Genomic DNA, 18,094 nt, shown 5'->3' with positions numbered 1-18,094 from the left:
TTATTGTAAATCAACAATTAAGCGTTGACAGCCAAGCTCAACGCTGTAGAATCCGCCCCACAGACGCGGGATGGAGCAGTCTGGTAGCTCGTCGGGCTCATAACCCGAAGGTCGTCGGTTCAAATCCGGCTCCCGCAACCAAACAACAGAAAAGGCCACTTTGAAAAAAGTGGCCTTTTTTGCGTCTGCCTTCCAGCTAATCAGCCCGCCCCCTGAACGCCCTTCGCCGCTCAGGCAATATGAAACTTCTTTAACTATCCTCAAGGTGCTCAGCGGCCCGATCATATCGGACATTACGCTTCCAAAGGGATTGGTACTTTGACCGGATACACCCTGCTTCCCCTGCGCAAGCCACGAGGTGGCTGATGCGCACCCAGACGCCTGAAACACAAGCCCCTGTGACCGCCGCATTACCCAATGCCGAGCAACGCCTGCGCTGGCTCGAACGCCTGAGCAAGTACCGCCAGCCCATCGGCCTGGGCGTGACCTTGCTGCTGTTCGCTGTCGCCCTGATCGCCTGCCGTCACCTGCTCAGCGAGCTGGACATCTATGCCCTGCATGATTCGCTGCTCAGCGTGCCGCCGCCAGCATTGGCCGGCGCACTGCTGGCGACGGTGGCCGGCTTCGTCATCCTGCTCGGCTACGAATGGTCGGCCAGCCGCTATGCCGGCGTCCAGCTACCGGCTCGCACCCTGGTAATGGGCGGCTTCAGCGCCTTTGCCATCGGCAATGCCATTGGCCTGTCGCTGCTGTCCGGTGGCTCGGTACGCTATCGCCTGTATGCGCGCCATGGCATCGGCGCCGCCGAAGTGGCGCGCATGACCCTGTTTGCCAGCCTTTCCCTCGGCTGCGCGTTGCCGCCGCTCGCCGCCCTGGCGACCTTGAGCAACTTGCCGGCTGCAGCTTCAGCCTTGCACCTGGCGCCTGCGTTGCTGGCAGTGATCGCCCTGGCGGTACTGGGCTTGAGCGGCGCACTGGTCTATGGCCTTTATCGTCGTCGCCTGCCCGAACAACCCCAGGCTGACAACCTGCTGGTACAAGTAGGCCGGCGTACTCTGCGCTTGCCGGGCGCACGCCTGACCCTGCTGCAACTGCTCATTACTGCCCTGGACGTAGCCGCTGCCGCCACCGTGCTGTACCTGCTGCTGCCCGAGGCGCCGCCGTTTGGTGCCTTCTTGCTGGTCTACCTGCTGGCGCTGGCGGCCGGGGTGCTCAGCCATGTGCCCGGTGGCGTCGGGGTGTTCGAGGCGATCCTGCTGGCGGCCTTTGCCGACAAGCTCGGCGCCGCGCCACTGGCCGCCGCGTTGCTGCTTTATCGCCTGATCTATGTGGTGCTGCCACTGCTGCTGGCCTGCGTCCTGCTGCTGGCCAGCGAAGCCAAGCGCCTGCTGTTTGCCCAGCAAGCGATCAGGGCCGCTTCCGGGCTCGCAGCCCCGGTGCTGGCGGTGCTGGTGTTTCTCTCCGGCGTGGTGCTGCTGTTTTCCGGCGCCACCCCGGAAATCGACGAGCGCCTGGAGCATCTGGGCTTCCTCGTACCGCACCGGCTGATCGACGCGTCGCACTTCGGCGCCAGCCTGATTGGCGTCCTCTGCCTGCTGCTGGCCCAGGGCCTGCGCCGGCGCCTGTCGGCTGCCTGGATCCTGACCACCGTCCTGCTGCTGGTCGGCGCCCTGCTCTCGCTGCTCAAAGGTTTCGACTGGGAAGAAGCCAGCATCCTGACCTTCACCGCCTGCCTGCTGGCGGTGTTCCGCCGTTCCTTCTATCGCCCCAGCCGCTTGCTCGAACTGCCGTTCTCGCCGGTTTACCTGGCGGCCAGCGCCTGTGTACTGGGCGCTTCGGTGTGGCTGCTGCTGTTTGCCTATCAGGATGTGCCCTACAGCCATCAGCTGTGGTGGCAATTCACCCTCGACGCCGATGCCCCACGCGGCTTGCGCTCGGCCCTGGGCAGCGCGGTACTGCTGGTGATCGTCGCCCTGACCTGGCTGCTGCGCACCGCGCGCCCGGTTATTCACCTGCCCAGCGCCGACGAGCTGCAACGCGCCAACGCCATCCTGCAAGCCTCCGACCAACCCGACGGCGGCCTGGCCCTGACTGGCGACAAAGCCTTGCTGTTCCACCCCAACGACGATGCCTTCCTTATGTATGCACGTCGTGGCCGCAGCCTGGTGGCGCTGTACGACCCGATCGGCCCGGCCCACGAGCGCGCCGAAATGATCTGGCAGTTCCGCGACCTGTGCGATGTACACCATGCCCGCCCGGTGTTCTACCAGGTTCGGGCCGAGAACCTGCCCTTCTATATGGACATCGGCCTGACCGCGATCAAACTGGGCGAAGAAGCCCGGGTCGACCTCAAGCGCTTTGACCTAGAAGCCAAGGGCAAGGAGATGAAAGACCTGCGCTACACCTGGAACCGCGGCGGCCGCGACGGCCTGAGCCTGGAAGTGCACGAGCCGGGGCAGGCTCCGCTGGAAGAACTCAAGACCATCTCCGACGCCTGGCTCACTGGCAAGAACGTGCGCGAGAAAGGCTTCTCCCTCGGCCGTTTCAGCCCGGAGTACCTGCAGCACTTCCGGATTGCCCTGATCCGTTTCGAAGGGCGCCCGGTCGCCTTTGCCAACCTCCTGGAAACCCGCAGCCTGGAGCTGGCCAGCCTCGACCTGATGCGCGCCCACCCGCAGGCGCCCAAGCTGACCATGGAATTCATGATGATCGGCCTGATCCAACACTATAAGCAGCACGGCTATGGGCGCTTCAGCCTGGGCATGGTGCCACTCTCCGGGCTGCAACCACGGCGCGGCGCACCGCTGACCCAGCGCCTGGGCTCGATGGTGTTCCAGCGCGGCGAGCAGCTCTACAACTTCCAGGGCCTGCGCCGCTTCAAGGACAAGTTCCAACCGGACTGGGAACCTCGCTACATGGCCGTGCCGGCCGGACTCGATCCGCTGGTGGCACTGGCCGACACCGCCGCCCTGATCGCGGGCGGCCTGACTGGATTGGTGAAACGCTGATGATTCGACGCTACTGGCTGTACCTGCTGGTTCCCCTGCTGCTGGCCTTGCTGGCTGCCGCCCTTGGCTTCTGGCTGTGGACCCGGCCGGCCCCCGAAGCCTCCCTTGAGCACCTGAGCCTGGCCGATGGCAGCAGCCTGGTCCGGGTCAACCCCGGCACCCGGGCCAAGGCCCGCGTGGTCATCGCCGTGCCCCCGGACCAGGCCCTGAGCGACAAGCAACTGCTCGACCTGAGCCAGAGCGGCGAGGCGCAGATGGTCCAGGTGGTCCTGCCGCCAGCCGATTGCAACAAGCAGCAACAGGCGCTGCAGCAAGCCATGCAGCAACTCAAGGGCGCGCCGACCCTGGTAGCCGGTATCGGCCCGGGCGCAGCCCAGGCCTGGAGCTGGCTGGCCAGCCAGAGCGATGACAAGGCCCTGGCCATCTCGGTGGACTTCACCCTCGAACAACCCGGCTGCGCCACGCCGCTGCCCAAGTCCGCCGCCCACGGCCACTGGAGCGTGGCCTGGAACGACAACCCGGATGACGCCAGCGCCGCCTTCGTGCGCGACCAGGCCAATGCCGAGACCAGCATCAGCGACTACGACATCCACCTGCCGCAGGTACTCAAGGCGCAACTGACCCAGGCACTGGTGGGTGAGGACGGCAACGCCATGAGCATCCCGGTGGTCGAAGTACCTGCCGGGCAAACCACCGACACCGTCACCCTGTTTCTCTCGGGCGATGGCGGTTGGCGCGACCTGGACCGCGACGTCGCCGGCGAGATGGCCAAGCTCGGCTATCCGGTGGTGGGCATCGACACCCTGCGCTACTACTGGCAGCACAAGACCCCGGAACAAAGCGCCATCGACCTCTCCGAACTGATGCAGCATTACCGGCAGAAATGGGGCACCAAGCGTTTCGTACTGACCGGCTACTCGTTCGGCGCCGACGTCTTGCCGGCGATCTACAACCGCTTGCCGGCCGAAGACCAGAAGCGCATCGATGCGGTGATACTGCTGGCCTTTGCCCGCAGCGGCAGCTTCGAGATCGAAGTCGAGGGCTGGCTGGGCAATGCTGGCAAAGAGGCACCGACCGGGCCGGAAATGGCCAGGCTGCCAGCGTCCAAAGTGGTCTGCGTGTATGGCGAGGAAGAGGCCGACGAGAGCGGCTGTACCGACCATACTGCAGTCGGCGAGCGCCTGAAGCTGCCTGGCGGGCATCACTTCGACGAGAACTACCCGGCGCTGGCCAAGCGCCTGATCGGCGATATCGAGAACCGCCAGGGCAAGACCAGCGTCGCCGAGCAGGATTGAAGCGCGCCTCCGGCGCGCAGCTGCAAGCTGTCAGCCTCAAGCTGCAAGCTAGAGCCAAGCGCGCACGGCTCTTGCTTGCAGCTTGAGGCTTGTAGCTTGCAGCTCCCTATATCTCTACCTGAGTGCCAAGTTCGATCACCCGGTTCAACGGCAAGTTGAAAAACCTCAGGTTGCCGTTGGCATTCTTCAGCAAAAAGGCAAACAGCAGCCCCCGCCAGCGCGACATGCCCACCAGCCGCGACGGGATCACCGTTTCGCGGCTGAGGAAATAGGTCGTGCGCATCGGGCTGAAATCCAGCCCTTCCAGGTGACAGAGCTTCAATGCCGCCGGCACATCCGGCTCATCCATGAAGCCAAAGTGCAACAGCACCCGGTAGAAACCCTCGCCATACGCCTCGACTTCAAAGCGCTGCTGCGCCGGCACCCGCGGGGTGTCCTCGCTGACCACGGTCAACAGCACCACCTGCGAGTGCAGCACCTGGTTGTGCAGCATGTTATGCAACAACGCGTGAGGCACGGCATCCGCCCGTGCGGTGAGAAACACCGCCGTGCCTTCGACCCGATGCGGCGGCTGCACGCGAATGCTGCTGATGAACAACGGTAACGGCAGGCTGCCTTCGTCCAGGCGCTCGACCAGAATCTGCTTGCCGCGCTTCCAGGTGGTCATCAAGACAAACAGGACAATCCCCGCCAGCACCGGAAAAGCCCCGCCCTGAACGATTTTCGGCACGTTGGCGGCAAAGAACAGGCCATCGACAAAGAGAAATCCCAGCAAAATCGGCACCGCCAGCAGCGGCGGCCACTTCCACAGCAGCAACATCACCGTCGACACCAGCAGCGTGGTCATCAACATGGTGCCAGTCACTGCCACGCCATAGGCCGAGGCCAGCGCCCCGGAAGACTCGAAGCCCAGCACCAGCAGGATCACCCCGACCATCAGCGACCAGTTCACCGCACCTATATAGATCTGCCCCTGTTCGTCACTGGAGGTGTGCTGGATTTGCATGCGCGGCACATAGCCAAGCTGAATGGCCTGGCGGGTCAGGGAGAAGGCCCCGGAAATCACCGCCTGGGAGGCAATCACTGTGGCCAGGGTGGACAAACCGACCAACGGTATCAACGCCCAGTTCGGCGCCAGCAGATAGAACGGGTTGCGCGCTGCCTCCGGGTTTTGCAGCAACAGCGCGCCCTGGCCGAAATAGTTGAGCACCAGCGCCGGCAGCACCAGGGCAAACCAGGCGCGGGCAATGGGTTTGCGGCCAAAGTGGCCCATGTCGGCATACAGTGCTTCAGCGCCGGTCAGGGCCAGCACCACGGCGCCAAGAATCGCTACGCCCATGCCCGGGTGAACAATAAAGAAGCGCACGGCCCACACCGGGTTGAAAGCCTTGAGCACCTCCGGGCTCTGGGCGATGCCATGCACGCCCAGAGCGCCGAGCACCACGAACCAGGTGACCATCACCGGACCAAAGAGGATGCCAATGCGCGCCGTGCCATGCTTCTGGATCAGGAACAGCGCCACCAGCACGATCAACGCCACCGGTATCACCCAGTGGTCGATGCCATCGAAGGCCAGCTCCAGGCCCTCTACCGCCGACAATACCGAAATCGCCGGGGTGATCATGCTGTCGCCGTAGAACAGCGCCGCGCCGATCAGGCCGCAGCCGACCATCAGCGCCTTGAGCTTGGGGTACGGCGCCGAGGCGCGCCGGGCCAACGCCGTCAAAGCCATGATGCCGCCCTCGCCCTGGTTGTCGGCGCGCAGGATGAACACCACGTACTTGATCGTCACCACCCAGATCAGCGACCAGAAAATCAGGCCGAGGATGCCCAGCACCCCATCATGATTGACCGGTACGCCGTAACCGCCCGAAAACACCTCCTTGAGGGTATACAACGGGCTGGTGCCAATATCGCCGTAAACCACTCCGACCGCTGCCACCAGCAGGCTCAACGGCTTTGCCACCGAATGCCCGGAATCGGCCTGACTACTTGCCTGAACCATCCATCACTCCCGCCACCAGGCCCCTTGCACCAGACACAGGCACACTGCCGCGAAGCATAGCTGAGCGTTCGTCGTATTTCTGCTGGTCAAGTGACTTTGCGCTCGCTAGAATTGCGCACTTTTTGATCAGAGGCGCCCAAAGCGCCCATCAGGTTTGCCCGCCGGCCCGGCCAGGCAAGCCCTTCAATACCGAGGTTAGCCATGTCCACCACTCCTACGCCCACCACGCCCAAGGTCGGCTTCGTTTCCCTGGGTTGCCCCAAGGCCCTGGTCGATTCCGAGCGCATCCTGACCCAGCTGCGCATGGAAGGTTATGAAGTCGTGCCCACCTACGAGGACGCCGACGTAGTGGTGGTCAACACCTGCGGCTTCATCGACAGCGCCAAGGCCGAGTCCCTGGAAGTGATTGGCGAAGCCATCAAGGAAAACGGCAAGGTCATCGTCACCGGCTGCATGGGTGTCGAGGAAGGCAGCATCCGTGACGTGCACCCCAGCGTGCTCTCGGTAACCGGCCCGCAGCAGTACGAGCAGGTGGTCAATGCCGTGCACGAAGTCGTGCCGCCGCGCCAGGACCATAACCCGCTGATCGACCTGGTGCCGCCACAGGGCGTCAAGCTGACCCCGCGCCACTACGCCTACCTGAAGATTTCCGAGGGCTGCAACCACAGCTGCAGCTTCTGCATCATCCCGTCGATGCGCGGCAAGCTGGTCAGCCGCCCGGTCGGCGAAGTGCTGAGCGAGGCCGAGCGCCTGGTCAAGGCTGGGGTCAAGGAAATCCTGGTGATCTCCCAGGACACCAGCGCCTACGGCGTCGACGTCAAGTACAAGACCGACTTCTGGAACGGCCGCCCGGTCAAGACGCGCATGCTCGAGCTGTGCGAAGCGCTGAGCAGCCTCGGCGCCTGGGTGCGCCTGCACTATGTGTACCCGTACCCGAACGTCGACGACGTGATCCCGCTGATGGCGGCCGGCAAGATCCTGCCGTACCTGGACATCCCGTTCCAGCACGCCAGCCCGAAAGTGCTCAAGTCGATGAAACGCCCGGCGTTCGAAGACCGCACCCTGGCGCGCATCAAGAACTGGCGCGAGCAGTGCCCGCAACTGGTGATCCGTTCGACCTTCATCGTCGGCTTCCCGGGTGAAACCGAAGAAGACTTCCAGTACCTGCTCGACTGGCTGACCGAAGCCCAGCTCGATCGCGTCGGCTGCTTCCAGTATTCGCCGGTCGAAGGCGCCCCGGCCAACGACCTGGGCCTGGACGAAGTGCCGGACGACATCAAGCAGGAGCGCTGGGATCGCTTCATGGCCCACCAGCAGGCGATCAGCACCGCCCGCCTGCAACTGCGCATCGGCAAGGAAATCGACGTGCTGATCGATGAAGTCGAAGACGAAGGCTCGGTCGGCCGCAGCTTCTTCGATGCTCCGGAAATCGACGGCAACGTGTTCATCGATGGCAACCACGGCTTCAAGCCGGGCGACACCGTTCGCTGCCGGGTGACCGACGCCGACGAGTACGATATGTGGGCCGAACCGATCTGATCCGGCGCCAATAAAAAAATGCCCTGCCAGCGATGGCGGGGCTTTTTTTTGCAACTATCGTTTCCTCAATCGCCACGAGGAGACCATCGTAATGCGCAGGCACATGACCGTGCAGACACCCAGCCTGCGCGACTACCCGGAGCTGGCGCGGGTGTGGGAAGCGTCGGTGCGCGCCACCCACGACTTTCTCCCCGACAGCTACATCTGCCTGCTGCGTGAGCTGCTACTGAACCAGTACCTGGACGCGGTAATGCTGATTTGCTGCAAGGATGCCAGCCAGCGTATCCGCGGCTTTGCCGGGGTCGCTGGCGGACGGGTGGAGATGCTCTTCATCGACCCCGAGGCGCGCGGCCAGGGCCTGGGCGCAAGGCTGCTGCGGGTGGCCATCGACGAGCTGCACGCCGAGCAACTGGACGTCAACGAACAGAATGCCCAGGCCCTGGGCTTCTACCTGCGCCAGGGCTTTGAAGTGATCGGCCGCTCAGAAACGGACGGCATGGGCCAGCCCTACCCCCTACTTCACATGAGGCTAATTCGTACGCAGTCTGTCCGCACCGACTGAAGGCTTGTGTAATCCCCCTCTGAAATGCCGCGAAAGCGCAGATTAATGGCCGGATCGACGAATGTTACCGGCCCCAAGCCCGTCCAGGCAGTTACAATAGGCACCTTTTCCTGTGTCTACGGCTGTCGTCATGTCTGAACCCATTCGCCTTTCCAAACGCCTTATCGAACTGGTCGGTTGCTCCCGGCGCGAGGCCGAGCTGTACATCGAGGGCGGCTGGGTCACGGTGAACGGCACCGTGATCGACGAGCCGCAATTCAAGGTCACCGATCACAAGGTCGAACTGCGCCAGGGCGCCAAGGCCGAAGCCCTGGAGCCGGTCACCCTGCTGCTCAACCAGCCCGCCGGGCTCGACGTCGATGCCGCCTGCGCCAGCATCAGCGCCGACAGCCTCTCGCCGGAGCACAGCTACAGCCGTCGCCCGCTCAAGGGCCACTTCGCCCGCCTGAGCTGCGCCGCGCCGCTGCAAGAAGGCGCCAGCGGCCTGCAAGTGTTCACCCAGGACTGGCGCGTGACCCGCAAGCTCGATGCCGACCTGAGCAAGCTCGAGCAGGAATACATCGTCGAAGTCACTGGCGAAATGATCGCCCACGGCCTGGAGCGGCTGAACCGCGGCTTCACCTGGAAAGGCAACGAGCTGCCGAAGATCAAGGCCAGCTGGCAGAACGAGACGCGCCTGCGCATGGTCCTGAAAAACCCGCCTGCCGGGCTCATCGACCTGCTCTGCCGCAGCGTCGGCGTCACCCCGGTGAGCATGCGCCGCATCCGCCTCGGTGGCGTCGCCATGAGCAAGCTGCCGCTGGGCCAGTGGCGCTACCTGGCAGCCAGCGAAAAATTCTAAGCAACACGGCGCCGCCACCCAGGCGGCGCCCCTGAACAGGATTGTCCCCATGATTCACAACGATGTACTGCGCAGCCTGCGCTACCTGCTGGACGTCAACGACGCCAAGCTCACCGATATCATCAAGCTGAGCGGCTTCGAAGTATCCACCGCCGATATCGCCACCTACCTCAAGAAGGAAGAAGAGGAAGGCTTCGTGCGCTGCCCCGATGAAGTCATCGCCCATTTCCTCGATGGCCTGGTGATCTTCAAGCGCGGCAAGGACGACAGCCGCCCGCCGCTGCCGGTCGAACTGCCGGTGACCAACAACATCGTCATGAAGAAGCTGCGCGTGGCCTTCGAGCTTAAAGAAGACGACCTGCACGCGATCCTCAAGGCCGCCGACTTCCCGGTGTCCAAGCCAGAGCTCAGCGCCCTGTTCCGCAAGGTCGGGCACAACAACTACCGCCCGTGCGGCGACCAGTTGCTGCGCAACTTCCTCAAGGGCCTGACCCTGCGGGTTCGTGGCTGAGCCGACGATGAACTACAGCGTTGCTCCCATCGGCCACGTGCGCTCCTGCTTCAAGGAAAAGTTCGCCATTCCGCGTCAGCCGCAACTGGCGCCGGCCGCCCGTGGCGTGCTGGAGCTGCTGCCACCCTACGACAACGGCGAGGCCGTTGCCGGCCTTGAGCAGGTCAGCCATGTCTGGCTGCTGTTCCTGTTCCACCAGGCGCTGGAAGACAAACCGCGGTTGAAGGTGCGCCCGCCTCGGCTGGGCGGCAACAAGTCCATGGGTGTGTTTGCCACCCGTGCCACCCACCGGCCCAATGGCATCGGTCAGTCGGTGGTCAGGCTGGAGAAGGTCGAGGCCGGTCGCTTGTGGCTGTCGGGCATCGACCTGCTTGATGGCACCCCGGTATTGGATATCAAGCCTTACGTGCCCTACGCCGATGCCGTGGCCGACGCGACCAACCAGATGGCTGACGCGCCACCTGCGCCGATTGCCGTGAGCTGGAGCGATACTGCCCTGCCCCAGGCCCGCGAGCACGCCCTGCGCCTGGCCGAGCCGCTGGTGGAGCTGATCGAACAATGCCTTGCCCAGGACCCGCGCCCGGCCTACCAGGTGCCGCCGCCCGAGCGCGTGTACGGGGTCAAGTTCTGGGATGTACAGGTGCGCTGGCACTACCCGCAGCCAGATCAGATCCGGCTGCTGGAAGTGGTGATGGACCTGTAGGTAGCGTCCTGCTCTTCAATGGGCCTGGCTGGCGAGCCAGTGGGAGCGGGCTTGACCCGCGATGAGGTCAGTACAGCCAGCACATCAGGTATTGCCTGGATTGCGACCGCTTCGCGCTCGATCGCGGGGCAAGGCCCGCTTGTGTCTTGAGGTTGGAATAGAATCAGAAGTGAGAGCGGTGAATGGCAAGCTGTACGCCGGTAGTGCTTAAAGCACGTGTGGGAGCAAAGCTGCCATTCACCTCTCCACTCTGGCCCGAGCCCGAACAGTTGATTGAGCGCCTCTCGAATCACAAGCGTGGGCCAAGCCAGAGCGCTCTCACAACTGAGTGTAAGAGGGTTCAGCCATGTTGTCTTCTGTTGGAATCGACACTGCCAAAGCCACGTTGGAAATCTGCATCAAACCTCAGAAAATCCGCTTCGAAGTAATCAATGAGCGCCCAGGCTTTGATGTGCTGATCGGGCGACTGAAGGACTTCAAGATCAGCAGAGTGTTGATTGAAGCGACCGGCGGCTACGAGAAAGACGTGCTGATTGCATTGCGCTCGGCCGGTTTCGAAACCATCTGCATCAACCCAGCCCGTGCCCGGAAATTCGCCGAGGCGATGGGTAAAAAAGCCAAAACCGATAAGATCGACGCCGAGGTCCTTGCGGACTTCGCTGCACACCTCAGCGCTCCTCAAGACCAACTAATCAGCCCGGAACGCGAAGAGCTGCGCGAGTTGGTGAAGCAGCGCGCCCAATTTGTGCAGAGCCGTGATGACTACAAACGGCGCCGCCTGCAATGCCGCTCGGCAATGGTGATGGCTCACTTTGATGAGCACATAGAGCAGCTGAAAGTGCTGATCAAACGCCTTGACGAAGAAATTGACCAGGCGATGGTGCAACTGGACGACACCAGGGCGCGTCAGTTGTTGGCGGTGAGCGGAATTGGTCGGGTAACCGCCGCAAATCTGCTCGCCTCACTGCCAGAGCTGGGGCAATTGGACCGCCGTCAGATCGCCGCGCTAGTGGGCGTAGCGCCTTACAACAACGATAGCGGTAGCCATCAAGGGCACCGCCAGATATGGGGTGGCCGGGCGCATGTAAGGCGAGTCCTGTACATGTCGAGCTGGATCATCATCCGTCACAACACGGAATTTAAAGCACGCTACGAAGCACTTCGGGAGCGTGGCAAGTGCGCCAAAGTCGCCCTCGTAGCCTGTATGCGGGTGCTGATCGTCAGGCTGAATGCAATGCTGCGGGACAATACCCCTTGGCGAGTGCAAACAGCCTGATCAAGACAGTTGCTCCCACAAATCCGCGGCATGCAGACCCGCTACTTCAGGCACAAAAAAAAGCAGGCCGAAGCCTGCTTTTTTGTATTCAGTGTCTTACTTCTCGACGAATGCACGCTCGATCAGGTAATCACCCGGCTCGCGCATACGTGCCGAGATCTTCAGGCCGAAGCTGTCGAGCACTTCGCTGGTCTCGTCGAGCATGCTCGGGCTACCGCAGATCATCGCACGGTCGTCCTGCGGGTTGATCGGCGGCAGGCCGATGTCGCTGAACAGCTTGCCGCTGCGCATCAGGTCGGTCAAACGACCCTGGTTCTCGAACGGCTCGCGGGTCACGGTCGGGTAGTAGATCAGCTTGTCACGCAGGGCTTCGCCGAAGAATTCGTTCTGCGGCAGGTGCTCGGTGATGAATTCGCGGTAGGCGACTTCGTTGACGTAGCGCACGCCGTGGACCAGGATGACTTTTTCGAAGCGCTCGTAGGTTTCCGGGTCCTGGATGACGCTCATGAACGGCGCCAGGCCAGTGCCGGTGCTGAGCAGGTACAGGTGCTTGCCCGGGTTCAGGTCGTCGAGTACCAGGGTGCCGGTAGGCTTCTTGCTGATGATGATTTCATCGCCTTCCTTCAGGTGCTGCAACTGGGAGGTCAGCGGGCCGTCCGGCACCTTGATGCTGAAGAACTCCAGATGCTCTTCCCAGTTCGGGCTGGCAATCGAATAGGCGCGCATGAGCGGGCGGCCGTTTGGCTGTTGCAGGCCGATCATCACGAACTGACCGTTCTCGAAGCGCAGGCCCGGATCGCGGGTGCACTTGAAGCTGAACAGGGTGTCGTTCCAGTGGTGAACACTGAGGACACGTTCGTGGTTCATGTTGCTCATGTACGGGCTCCTGAAGAAAAACGCGGCGCTAAGCGAGAGCGCGATTGCGCAATAGTTTAGTGCCAGCGACAATATCTGTTAAATGAATTATCAAGATATGTCTTATCGGTTATATAGATATGCGATTTACTCTTCGTCAGCTCCAGGTGTTCGTTGCCGTGGCCCAGTACCAAAGCGTCTCGCGGGCCGCCGGAATACTGGCGTTATCGCAATCGGCCGCCAGTACATCGATCACCGAACTTGAGCGCCAGTCCAGCTGCCAGCTGTTCGACCGCGCCGGTAAACGCCTGAGCCTCAACGCTCTGGGCCATCAACTGCTGCCCCAGGCGGTGGCCCTGCTCGACCAGGCCAAGGAAATCGAGGACCTGCTCAACGGCAAGTCCGGTTTCGGCTCGCTGGCGGTGGGCGCGACCCTGACCATCGGCAATTACCTGGCCACCCTGCTGATCGGCAGCTTCATGCAGATCCACCCGGAGAGCCAGGTCAAGCTGCATGTACAGAACACTGCGCATATCGTGCAACAGGTTGCCCATTACGAAATTGATCTGGGTCTAATTGAAGGCGACTGCAACCACCCGGACCTGGAAGTGCAGCCGTGGGTCGAGGACGAGCTGGTGGTGTTCTGCGCGCCGCAGCACCCCTTGGCCAAACGCGGCCAGGCGAGCATGGAAGAACTCACCCATGAGGCCTGGATCCTGCGTGAACAGGGCTCGGGCACCCGCCTGACCTTCGACCAGGCCATGCGTCACCACCGTTCCAGCCTCAACATACGCCTGGAGCTGGAACACACCGAGGCGATCAAGCGCGCGGTCGAGTCGGGCCTGGGCATTGGCTGCATCTCGCGCCTGGCCCTGCGCGACGCATTCCGTCGCGGCAGCCTGGTACCGGTGGAAACCCCCGAACTGGACCTGGCCCGGCAGTTCTTCTTCATCTGGCACAAGCAGAAGTACCAGACCTCTGCCATGCGCGAGTTTCTCGAACTGTGCCGCAGCTTTACCGCAGGCGTCAGCCGCAGCGACGAGATCGTCCTGCCGACCATCGCTTAAAGCAGGATCACCGCCCAGGTCAGGCCAACCATGCTCAAGGCCACGAACTGGGCGGCACTGCCCATGTCCTTGGCGTTCTTCGACAACGGGTGGCGATCGAGGGAAATGCGGTCGATCGCCGCCTCCACCGCCGAATTGAGCAATTCGACGATCAGCCCCAGCAAGCACACAGCGATCAGGATCGCCCGCTCGGCACGGCTGACATCCAGCCAGAAGGCCACCGGAATCAACACAACGTTGAGCAGCACCAGCTGACGGAACGCTGCCTCACCGGTGAACGCAGCACGCAGGCCATCGAACGAATAGCCGGCGGCGTTGAAAATACGTTTGAGGCCGGTCTGGCCCTTGAAAGGCGACGACATAGAAGGTCACTTCATCCACTGAAAACGCTGCAGCCTAGTGTAGGTACAGTCAAAAAAGCGTGAAGGCCAATGGCCTTAAGTGGCCGAAACCGATTCCAGTTGTTGCAGCAACAAAGCGGCCTGGGTCCGGGTACGCACGCCCAGCTTACGGAAAATCGCCGTCACATGGGCCTTGATGGTCGCTTCCGACACGCTCAGTTCGTAGGCAATCTGCTTGTTCAGCAGCCCTTCGCAGACCATGGTCAAAACCCGGAACTGTTGCGGCGTCAGGCTGGCAAGCCCTTCACTGGCGGCCTTGGCCTCAGCGGACACATCGACTTTTTCGAACGCCTGCGGCGGCCACCAGACCTCGCCATCGAGAACCTTCTGCACTGCGTCCTGAATCACTTCCAGCGGGCTTGATTTGGGAATGAAGCCACTGGCGCCGAATTCGCGGGACTTGACCACGACCGCGGCTTCTTCCTGAGCCGAGACCATCACCACCGGAATCTGCGGGTACTGCCCGCGCAGCAACACCAGCCCGGAGAAGCCGTAGGCGCCCGGCATGTTCAGGTCCAGCAGCACCAGGTCCCAGTCGGCTTTTTCGGTCAGGCGGGTTTCCAGTTCGGCGATGCTTGCCACCTCGACCAGGCGTACATCCGGGCCCAGGCCCAGGGTAACGGCCTGGCGCAGTGCGCTGCGAAATAGCGGGTGGTCATCGGCAATCAGGATTTCGTATGTGGCCATCGATCTAATGATCCTGTTCTGTGCAGGCGCAGGAAAGGAAGAATAGGCGCCTGGCGGGCAACTCGAGGCGACGGCAACGCCGTCTGCCCAAACGGCACATCGAGGCCAGGAAAAACAGCGTTTCAAGCCATCGTCGTGCTCGAATCGGCGCCAAGGATGCCGAGCCAGGACCGGGTGGTCAAGCTCAATACCCGCCCTGCTCGCCCACCCTGGCCACCAATCTGCCCATTATGCCGCAAAGTGCCGCGCCTGCCCCTTGTACTATAGGAAGGTATGCAAACGCTGGTGCACGGTGTCCTGCTCATCCAGTGGCAGTTGATGCTTGGCACTCAGGTAATGGGTGGTGAACACGTCCAGGTAGGCATCCAGTGCCTCGGCCGCACGTTGATCACCGGCCAGCTCCAGGCACATGGCGGCCACTTCGGCGGTGCAGAAGTGATCGTCGCGCTTGGAGCGACGCAGGCGGTAGCGCGAAATCTGCTCGGGCTGCAGGCTCAGGACCGGGAAGCGGTTCAAGTACGGGCTTTTGCGAAACATCTTGCGCGCCTCGGTCCAGGTGGCGTCCAGCAGGATGAACAGCGGGCGCTTGCCCGGTACCTGCTGCACCTCGTTGACCACCCGCCCTGGCTCGACGAACTCGCCAGGGAAAACAATGTACGGCTGCCAGTGCGGCTGCTCGAGCAAGGCCAGCAAAGTCTCGTCGACCGCCGTACGCTGCCAGCCGAAGGCCGAGGTGTCGGCGATCAGGTCGGCGATCAGCCAGCCGGTGTTGGTCGGCTTGAGTGGCTCGGTGTCATGCATCAGCAGGCAGATGCCCGAATCAGCCGGTACTTGCGGGCGCCAGGCGCACAGGCAATAACTGGGGATCACCCGGCACTGCGGGCAGCGCGGCGCCCGTGAACCGCGGGCAACGAAGGGTTTGACACTGCGCGCCAGGCGCTCGGCGCGCAGGCGCGATACGGCATGGCTCATGACTGGGCACAACGTGGGCAATAAAGGGATGGCACTGCACGGACTCGGCAAGACGGAAATCCCGTGCAGTTTATCAGAGCCTGCCTACGGGTAGACTGGATTTGCCGTGCAGCTAAAGCAGCGACTCCTTATAATCTTCCACCTGTCGCTACCCGCTGGCCTTGCCGTTGCGCCGTGACGGAACACCGTGCGCCGTTGTTGGTCCAATTGCCAGTTACCGAACCAGGAGAGATTCATGCTGCGTTTCATCGTCCCGTCCCTGAGCCTGCTGCTCGCCCTGCCCCTGGCGGCCAATGCCGCGTCCAAGCAGGAGTACGAGCTGAGCCGGATGCTGCAAAAAGTTGCCACGCAAAGCAGCGTCGGCACGCCGCGGGCGATCAACGAAGACATCCTCGACCAGGGCTACACCGTCGAAGGCAAGCAACTGATCAACCACCTGAGCGTGCTGCCAAGCCATGCGCAAAAGATGCAGGCCGACCCCAACCGGGTACGCAGCCAACTGGGTGACAGCGTGTGCAAGAACACCGGTTATCGCCTGCTGATGGAAAAAGGCGCGGTGCTGACCTATCGCTTCACCGAGTACAAGACCAACCGCCCGGTCAGCGAACAGGCCTTCAACGCCGCCAGCTGCGGCCTGAAGCTCAAGAAGTAACGGCCTTAGGCAACCCGCTCCCTGTCGCGCCGCTGTTTTTCATCGGCGCGCAGTTCGGCCACCAGGGCCTGGATGTACCGCGAGTGCCGCTCCCCTCCCCCCAGCCGTCGCAGGCACTCCTGTTCAAGGCTCAGGTTGTTGGCCTGCGCCGCGCTCTGAAGCATCTGGAATAGCTGCTCGTCGAGCTCAAGGTTAAGCCGTTGCATGCTGCAGCCTCCCTGCATCGCGCTGACTCGCTCTGAGCTTCAGTTAACCAGACCCTCACAATGATTGGATCCCAGCTGACGAGCGGTTCCACTGCGGCGCGATACTGCGCGGATCATTCGGCATAAACACGCGCCAGGGTCTAGATTGATAGCAACCACCCTGTAATTTTTGGGCAAGCAAAGGGGGTTGCCCATGGATGCCTTGCGCTGCACCCGAAGCCATGAAGAACAATAAGTTGTATGGACCCATTACCACTGCACTGAGACCTTGCAGGTCTACTGCAATGCTCGGGGGTCACACTCGAGCCACGGCAGCCAGCGACACATGCAGTGTCGCGGCCGGGCAGCCCATTGCCGCCCGGTCAGAGGTTTTGCTGCAGAAGGAGACGCTTGAATGCCTTACCAACCGAATGAACTGCTATCGAGTCACTTCAGCAACAATGGAATCGACCTGAGCAAGATCGAAGAACAACTGAATCTGGTTGCGCCCAACAGCCCCAACCTGCCGCTGTACCGCGACATGATGCTGACCGTCCTGCGCATGGCCCATGACGACCGCAACCGCTGGAACGCCAAGATTACCCTGCAGGCCCTGCGCGAACTCGATCACGCCTTTCGTACCCTCGAACAGTACAAGGGCCGGCGCAAGGTTACGGTGTTCGGCTCGGCCCGCACGCCGATCGAACACCCGATGTATGCCCTGGCCCGGGAACTGGGGGCGACTCTGGCCCGTTCCGACCTGATGGTCATCACCGGCGCCGGTGGCGGGATCATGGCTGCCGCCCATGAAGGCGCCGGGGTGGAGCACAGCCTGGGCTTCAACATCACTCTGCCGTTCGAGCAACACGCAAACCCCACGGTGGACGGCACCGACAAGTTGCTGCCGTTCCACTTCTTCTTCATTCGCAAGCTGTTCTTCGTCAAGGAAGCCGATGCCCTGGTGCTGTGCCCGGGCGGCTTCGGCACCCTGGATGAAGCACTGGAAGTACTGACCCTGATCCAGACTGGCAAAAGCCCGCTGGTGCCGGTGGTGCTACTGGACTCGCCCGGCGGCAGCTTCTGGCAGGAGGCGCTGAACTTTATTACTCGCCAACTGGAAGAGAACCGCTACATCCTGCCCAGCGATATGAAACTGCTGCGCCTGGTGTACAGCGCCGACGAGGCAGTGGAAGAAATCAACCAGTTCTATAGCAACTACCACTCCAGCCGCTGGCTGAAGAACCAGTTTGTGATTCGCATGCAGCATCCGCTTAGTGAAGCCGCGCTGTTTGACTTGCAGGAGGGATTTGCGGACTTGCGTCTGAGCGGCAATTTCCATCAGCACGCCTATGGCGGCGAGCAGCATGACGAGGCGCGCTTCAGTCATTTGACCCGCCTGGCCTTCGCCTTCAACGGGCGGGATCAGGGGCGCCTGCGCGAACTGGTCGACTTCATCAACCTGTCGGAGAACTGGGCCAAGCCAGAGCCCATGCACACTACCCAGCGGGCAAGGGAAGCGTTGAAAGTCACCTGAG

General features: G+C 62.3%; 17 protein-coding genes and 1 tRNA gene. 12 read left to right on the top strand and 6 right to left on the bottom strand.

The genetic code is table 11. The annotated features are described in order from the left end of the window. Positions 1-64: 64 nt before the first annotated feature. The 3 genes from LOY37_RS06335 (at position 65) to LOY37_RS06325 (ending at position 4,303) form a co-directional block, all read left to right on the top strand. Positions 65-141 (top strand) — tRNA-Met (locus LOY37_RS06335). A gap of 224 nt (positions 142-365) precedes the next feature. Beyond that, positions 366-3,008, top strand: coding sequence for a bifunctional lysylphosphatidylglycerol flippase/synthetase MprF (gene mprF / locus LOY37_RS06330; RefSeq protein WP_258716484.1), 2,643 nt, complete (start codon positions 366-368; stop codon positions 3,006-3,008). Next, positions 3,008-4,303 carry a virulence factor family protein gene (locus LOY37_RS06325; protein WP_258716483.1) on the top strand — a complete coding sequence of 432 codons (1,296 nt, stop codon included), beginning with the start codon at positions 3,008-3,010 and terminating at the stop codon, positions 4,301-4,303. Before mprF ends, LOY37_RS06325 begins: the two co-directional genes overlap by 1 nt. Before the next feature lie 106 nt (positions 4,304-4,409). On the opposite strand, the gene LOY37_RS06320 is transcribed toward LOY37_RS06325, so the two are convergent. After that, positions 4,410-6,308 carry a potassium transporter Kup gene (locus LOY37_RS06320; protein ID WP_045193554.1) on the bottom strand — a complete coding sequence of 633 codons (1,899 nt, stop codon included), beginning with the start codon at positions 6,306-6,308 and terminating at the stop codon, positions 4,410-4,412. 201 nt (positions 6,309-6,509) lie between these two features. On the opposite strand from LOY37_RS06320, the gene rimO reads away from it, so the two are divergent. The 6 genes from rimO (at position 6,510) to LOY37_RS06290 (ending at position 11,740) form a co-directional block, all read left to right on the top strand. Continuing rightward, positions 6,510-7,847, top strand: a complete 1,338-nt coding sequence (gene rimO, locus LOY37_RS06315; protein WP_045193555.1) for a 30S ribosomal protein S12 methylthiotransferase RimO — start codon at positions 6,510-6,512, stop codon at positions 7,845-7,847. A 91-nt stretch (positions 7,848-7,938) separates the two neighbouring features. Further along, on the top strand, positions 7,939-8,409 hold the full coding sequence (locus LOY37_RS06310; RefSeq protein WP_258716482.1) for a GNAT family N-acetyltransferase: 471 nt from the start codon (positions 7,939-7,941) through the stop codon (positions 8,407-8,409). Between the two features lie 130 nt (positions 8,410-8,539). Further along, positions 8,540-9,250: an rRNA pseudouridine synthase gene (locus LOY37_RS06305; protein WP_258716481.1), complete on the top strand. Its 711-nt coding sequence runs from the start codon at positions 8,540-8,542 to the stop codon at positions 9,248-9,250. 49 nt (positions 9,251-9,299) lie between these two features. Further along, positions 9,300-9,761: a DUF1456 family protein gene (locus LOY37_RS06300; protein ID WP_258609896.1), complete on the top strand. Its 462-nt coding sequence runs from the start codon at positions 9,300-9,302 to the stop codon at positions 9,759-9,761. Positions 9,762-9,768: 7 nt separating this feature from the next. Next, complete coding sequence (tsaA, locus tag LOY37_RS06295) at positions 9,769-10,464, top strand: tRNA (N6-threonylcarbamoyladenosine(37)-N6)-methyltransferase TrmO (RefSeq protein WP_258716480.1); 696 nt, start codon at positions 9,769-9,771, stop codon at positions 10,462-10,464. Between the two features lie 346 nt (positions 10,465-10,810). Beyond that, positions 10,811-11,740, top strand: a complete 930-nt coding sequence (locus LOY37_RS06290) for a transposase (RefSeq protein WP_258715096.1) — start codon at positions 10,811-10,813, stop codon at positions 11,738-11,740. Between the two features lie 96 nt (positions 11,741-11,836). On the opposite strand, the gene fpr is transcribed toward LOY37_RS06290, so the two are convergent. Beyond that, entirely contained in the window at positions 11,837-12,616 is a 780-nt protein-coding gene (gene fpr, locus LOY37_RS06285; RefSeq protein ID WP_003222277.1) for a ferredoxin-NADP reductase, read from the bottom strand. A gap of 119 nt (positions 12,617-12,735) precedes the next feature. Between fpr and LOY37_RS06280 the strand changes: the two genes are divergently transcribed. Further along, entirely contained in the window at positions 12,736-13,662 is a 927-nt protein-coding gene (locus LOY37_RS06280; protein ID WP_045193561.1) for a LysR family transcriptional regulator, read from the top strand. Here the strand turns inward: LOY37_RS06280 and LOY37_RS06275 are convergent. From LOY37_RS06275 to LOY37_RS06265, 3 genes are all read right to left on the bottom strand, one after another. After that, the gene (locus LOY37_RS06275; RefSeq protein WP_038996675.1) at positions 13,659-14,024 is read right to left on the bottom strand and encodes a diacylglycerol kinase; all 366 of its coding nucleotides are present in this window, start codon (positions 14,022-14,024) and stop codon (positions 13,659-13,661) included. The two genes, LOY37_RS06280 and LOY37_RS06275, sit on opposite strands and share 4 nt — an antisense overlap. Before the next feature lie 75 nt (positions 14,025-14,099). After that, the gene (gene erdR, locus LOY37_RS06270) at positions 14,100-14,750 is read right to left on the bottom strand and encodes a response regulator transcription factor ErdR (protein WP_093386534.1); all 651 of its coding nucleotides are present in this window, start codon (positions 14,748-14,750) and stop codon (positions 14,100-14,102) included. Positions 14,751-15,011: 261 nt separating this feature from the next. Continuing rightward, positions 15,012-15,722, bottom strand: coding sequence for a tRNA-uridine aminocarboxypropyltransferase (locus LOY37_RS06265; protein ID WP_258716479.1), 711 nt, complete (start codon positions 15,720-15,722; stop codon positions 15,012-15,014). Positions 15,723-15,957: 235 nt separating this feature from the next. Here LOY37_RS06265 and LOY37_RS06260 point away from each other — a divergent pair, with 235 nt between their 5' ends. Further along, on the top strand, positions 15,958-16,374 hold the full coding sequence (locus tag LOY37_RS06260; protein ID WP_045193564.1) for a quorum-sensing-regulated virulence factor family protein: 417 nt from the start codon (positions 15,958-15,960) through the stop codon (positions 16,372-16,374). 5 nt (positions 16,375-16,379) lie between these two features. Here the strand turns inward: LOY37_RS06260 and LOY37_RS06255 are convergent, their stop codons facing one another. Then, positions 16,380-16,580, bottom strand: a complete 201-nt coding sequence (locus LOY37_RS06255; protein WP_045193565.1) for a hypothetical protein — start codon at positions 16,578-16,580, stop codon at positions 16,380-16,382. A 394-nt stretch (positions 16,581-16,974) separates the two neighbouring features. Here LOY37_RS06255 and LOY37_RS06250 point away from each other — a divergent pair, with 394 nt between their 5' ends. Next, entirely contained in the window at positions 16,975-18,093 is a 1,119-nt protein-coding gene (locus LOY37_RS06250; protein WP_045193566.1) for an LOG family protein, read from the top strand. Position 18,094: the final 1 nt, after the last annotated feature.

Origin of the sequence: Pseudomonas sp. B21-012 (genome assembly GCF_024749305.1) — a bacterium.
Lineage (GTDB): Bacteria > Pseudomonadota > Gammaproteobacteria > Pseudomonadales > Pseudomonadaceae > Aquipseudomonas.
The sequence above is the reverse complement of the archived record's forward strand: the minus strand, read 5'-3'. Positions and strand labels throughout refer to the sequence as shown.

What these genes read in the sequence shown, in the direction of transcription:
- mprF (WP_258716484.1), top strand. Translation starts at nt 366, where the DNA reads ATGCGCACCCAGACGCCTGAAACACAAGCCCCTGTGACCGCCGCATTA.
- LOY37_RS06325 (WP_258716483.1), top strand. Translation starts at nt 3,008, where the DNA reads ATGATTCGACGCTACTGGCTGTACCTGCTGGTTCCCCTGCTGCTGGCC.
- LOY37_RS06320 (WP_045193554.1), bottom strand. Translation starts at nt 6,308, where the DNA reads ATGGTTCAGGCAAGTAGTCAGGCCGATTCCGGGCATTCGGTGGCAAAG.
- rimO (WP_045193555.1), top strand. Translation starts at nt 6,510, where the DNA reads ATGTCCACCACTCCTACGCCCACCACGCCCAAGGTCGGCTTCGTTTCC.
- LOY37_RS06310 (WP_258716482.1), top strand. Translation starts at nt 7,939, where the DNA reads ATGCGCAGGCACATGACCGTGCAGACACCCAGCCTGCGCGACTACCCG.
- LOY37_RS06305 (WP_258716481.1), top strand. Translation starts at nt 8,540, where the DNA reads ATGTCTGAACCCATTCGCCTTTCCAAACGCCTTATCGAACTGGTCGGT.
- LOY37_RS06300 (WP_258609896.1), top strand. Translation starts at nt 9,300, where the DNA reads ATGATTCACAACGATGTACTGCGCAGCCTGCGCTACCTGCTGGACGTC.
- tsaA (WP_258716480.1), top strand. Translation starts at nt 9,769, where the DNA reads ATGAACTACAGCGTTGCTCCCATCGGCCACGTGCGCTCCTGCTTCAAG.
- LOY37_RS06290 (WP_258715096.1), top strand. Translation starts at nt 10,811, where the DNA reads ATGTTGTCTTCTGTTGGAATCGACACTGCCAAAGCCACGTTGGAAATC.
- fpr (WP_003222277.1), bottom strand. Translation starts at nt 12,616, where the DNA reads ATGAGCAACATGAACCACGAACGTGTCCTCAGTGTTCACCACTGGAAC.
- LOY37_RS06280 (WP_045193561.1), top strand. Translation starts at nt 12,736, where the DNA reads ATGCGATTTACTCTTCGTCAGCTCCAGGTGTTCGTTGCCGTGGCCCAG.
- LOY37_RS06275 (WP_038996675.1), bottom strand. Translation starts at nt 14,024, where the DNA reads ATGTCGTCGCCTTTCAAGGGCCAGACCGGCCTCAAACGTATTTTCAAC.
- erdR (WP_093386534.1), bottom strand. Translation starts at nt 14,750, where the DNA reads ATGGCCACATACGAAATCCTGATTGCCGATGACCACCCGCTATTTCGC.
- LOY37_RS06265 (WP_258716479.1), bottom strand. Translation starts at nt 15,722, where the DNA reads ATGAGCCATGCCGTATCGCGCCTGCGCGCCGAGCGCCTGGCGCGCAGT.
- LOY37_RS06260 (WP_045193564.1), top strand. Translation starts at nt 15,958, where the DNA reads ATGCTGCGTTTCATCGTCCCGTCCCTGAGCCTGCTGCTCGCCCTGCCC.
- LOY37_RS06255 (WP_045193565.1), bottom strand. Translation starts at nt 16,580, where the DNA reads ATGCAACGGCTTAACCTTGAGCTCGACGAGCAGCTATTCCAGATGCTT.
- LOY37_RS06250 (WP_045193566.1), top strand. Translation starts at nt 16,975, where the DNA reads ATGCCTTACCAACCGAATGAACTGCTATCGAGTCACTTCAGCAACAAT.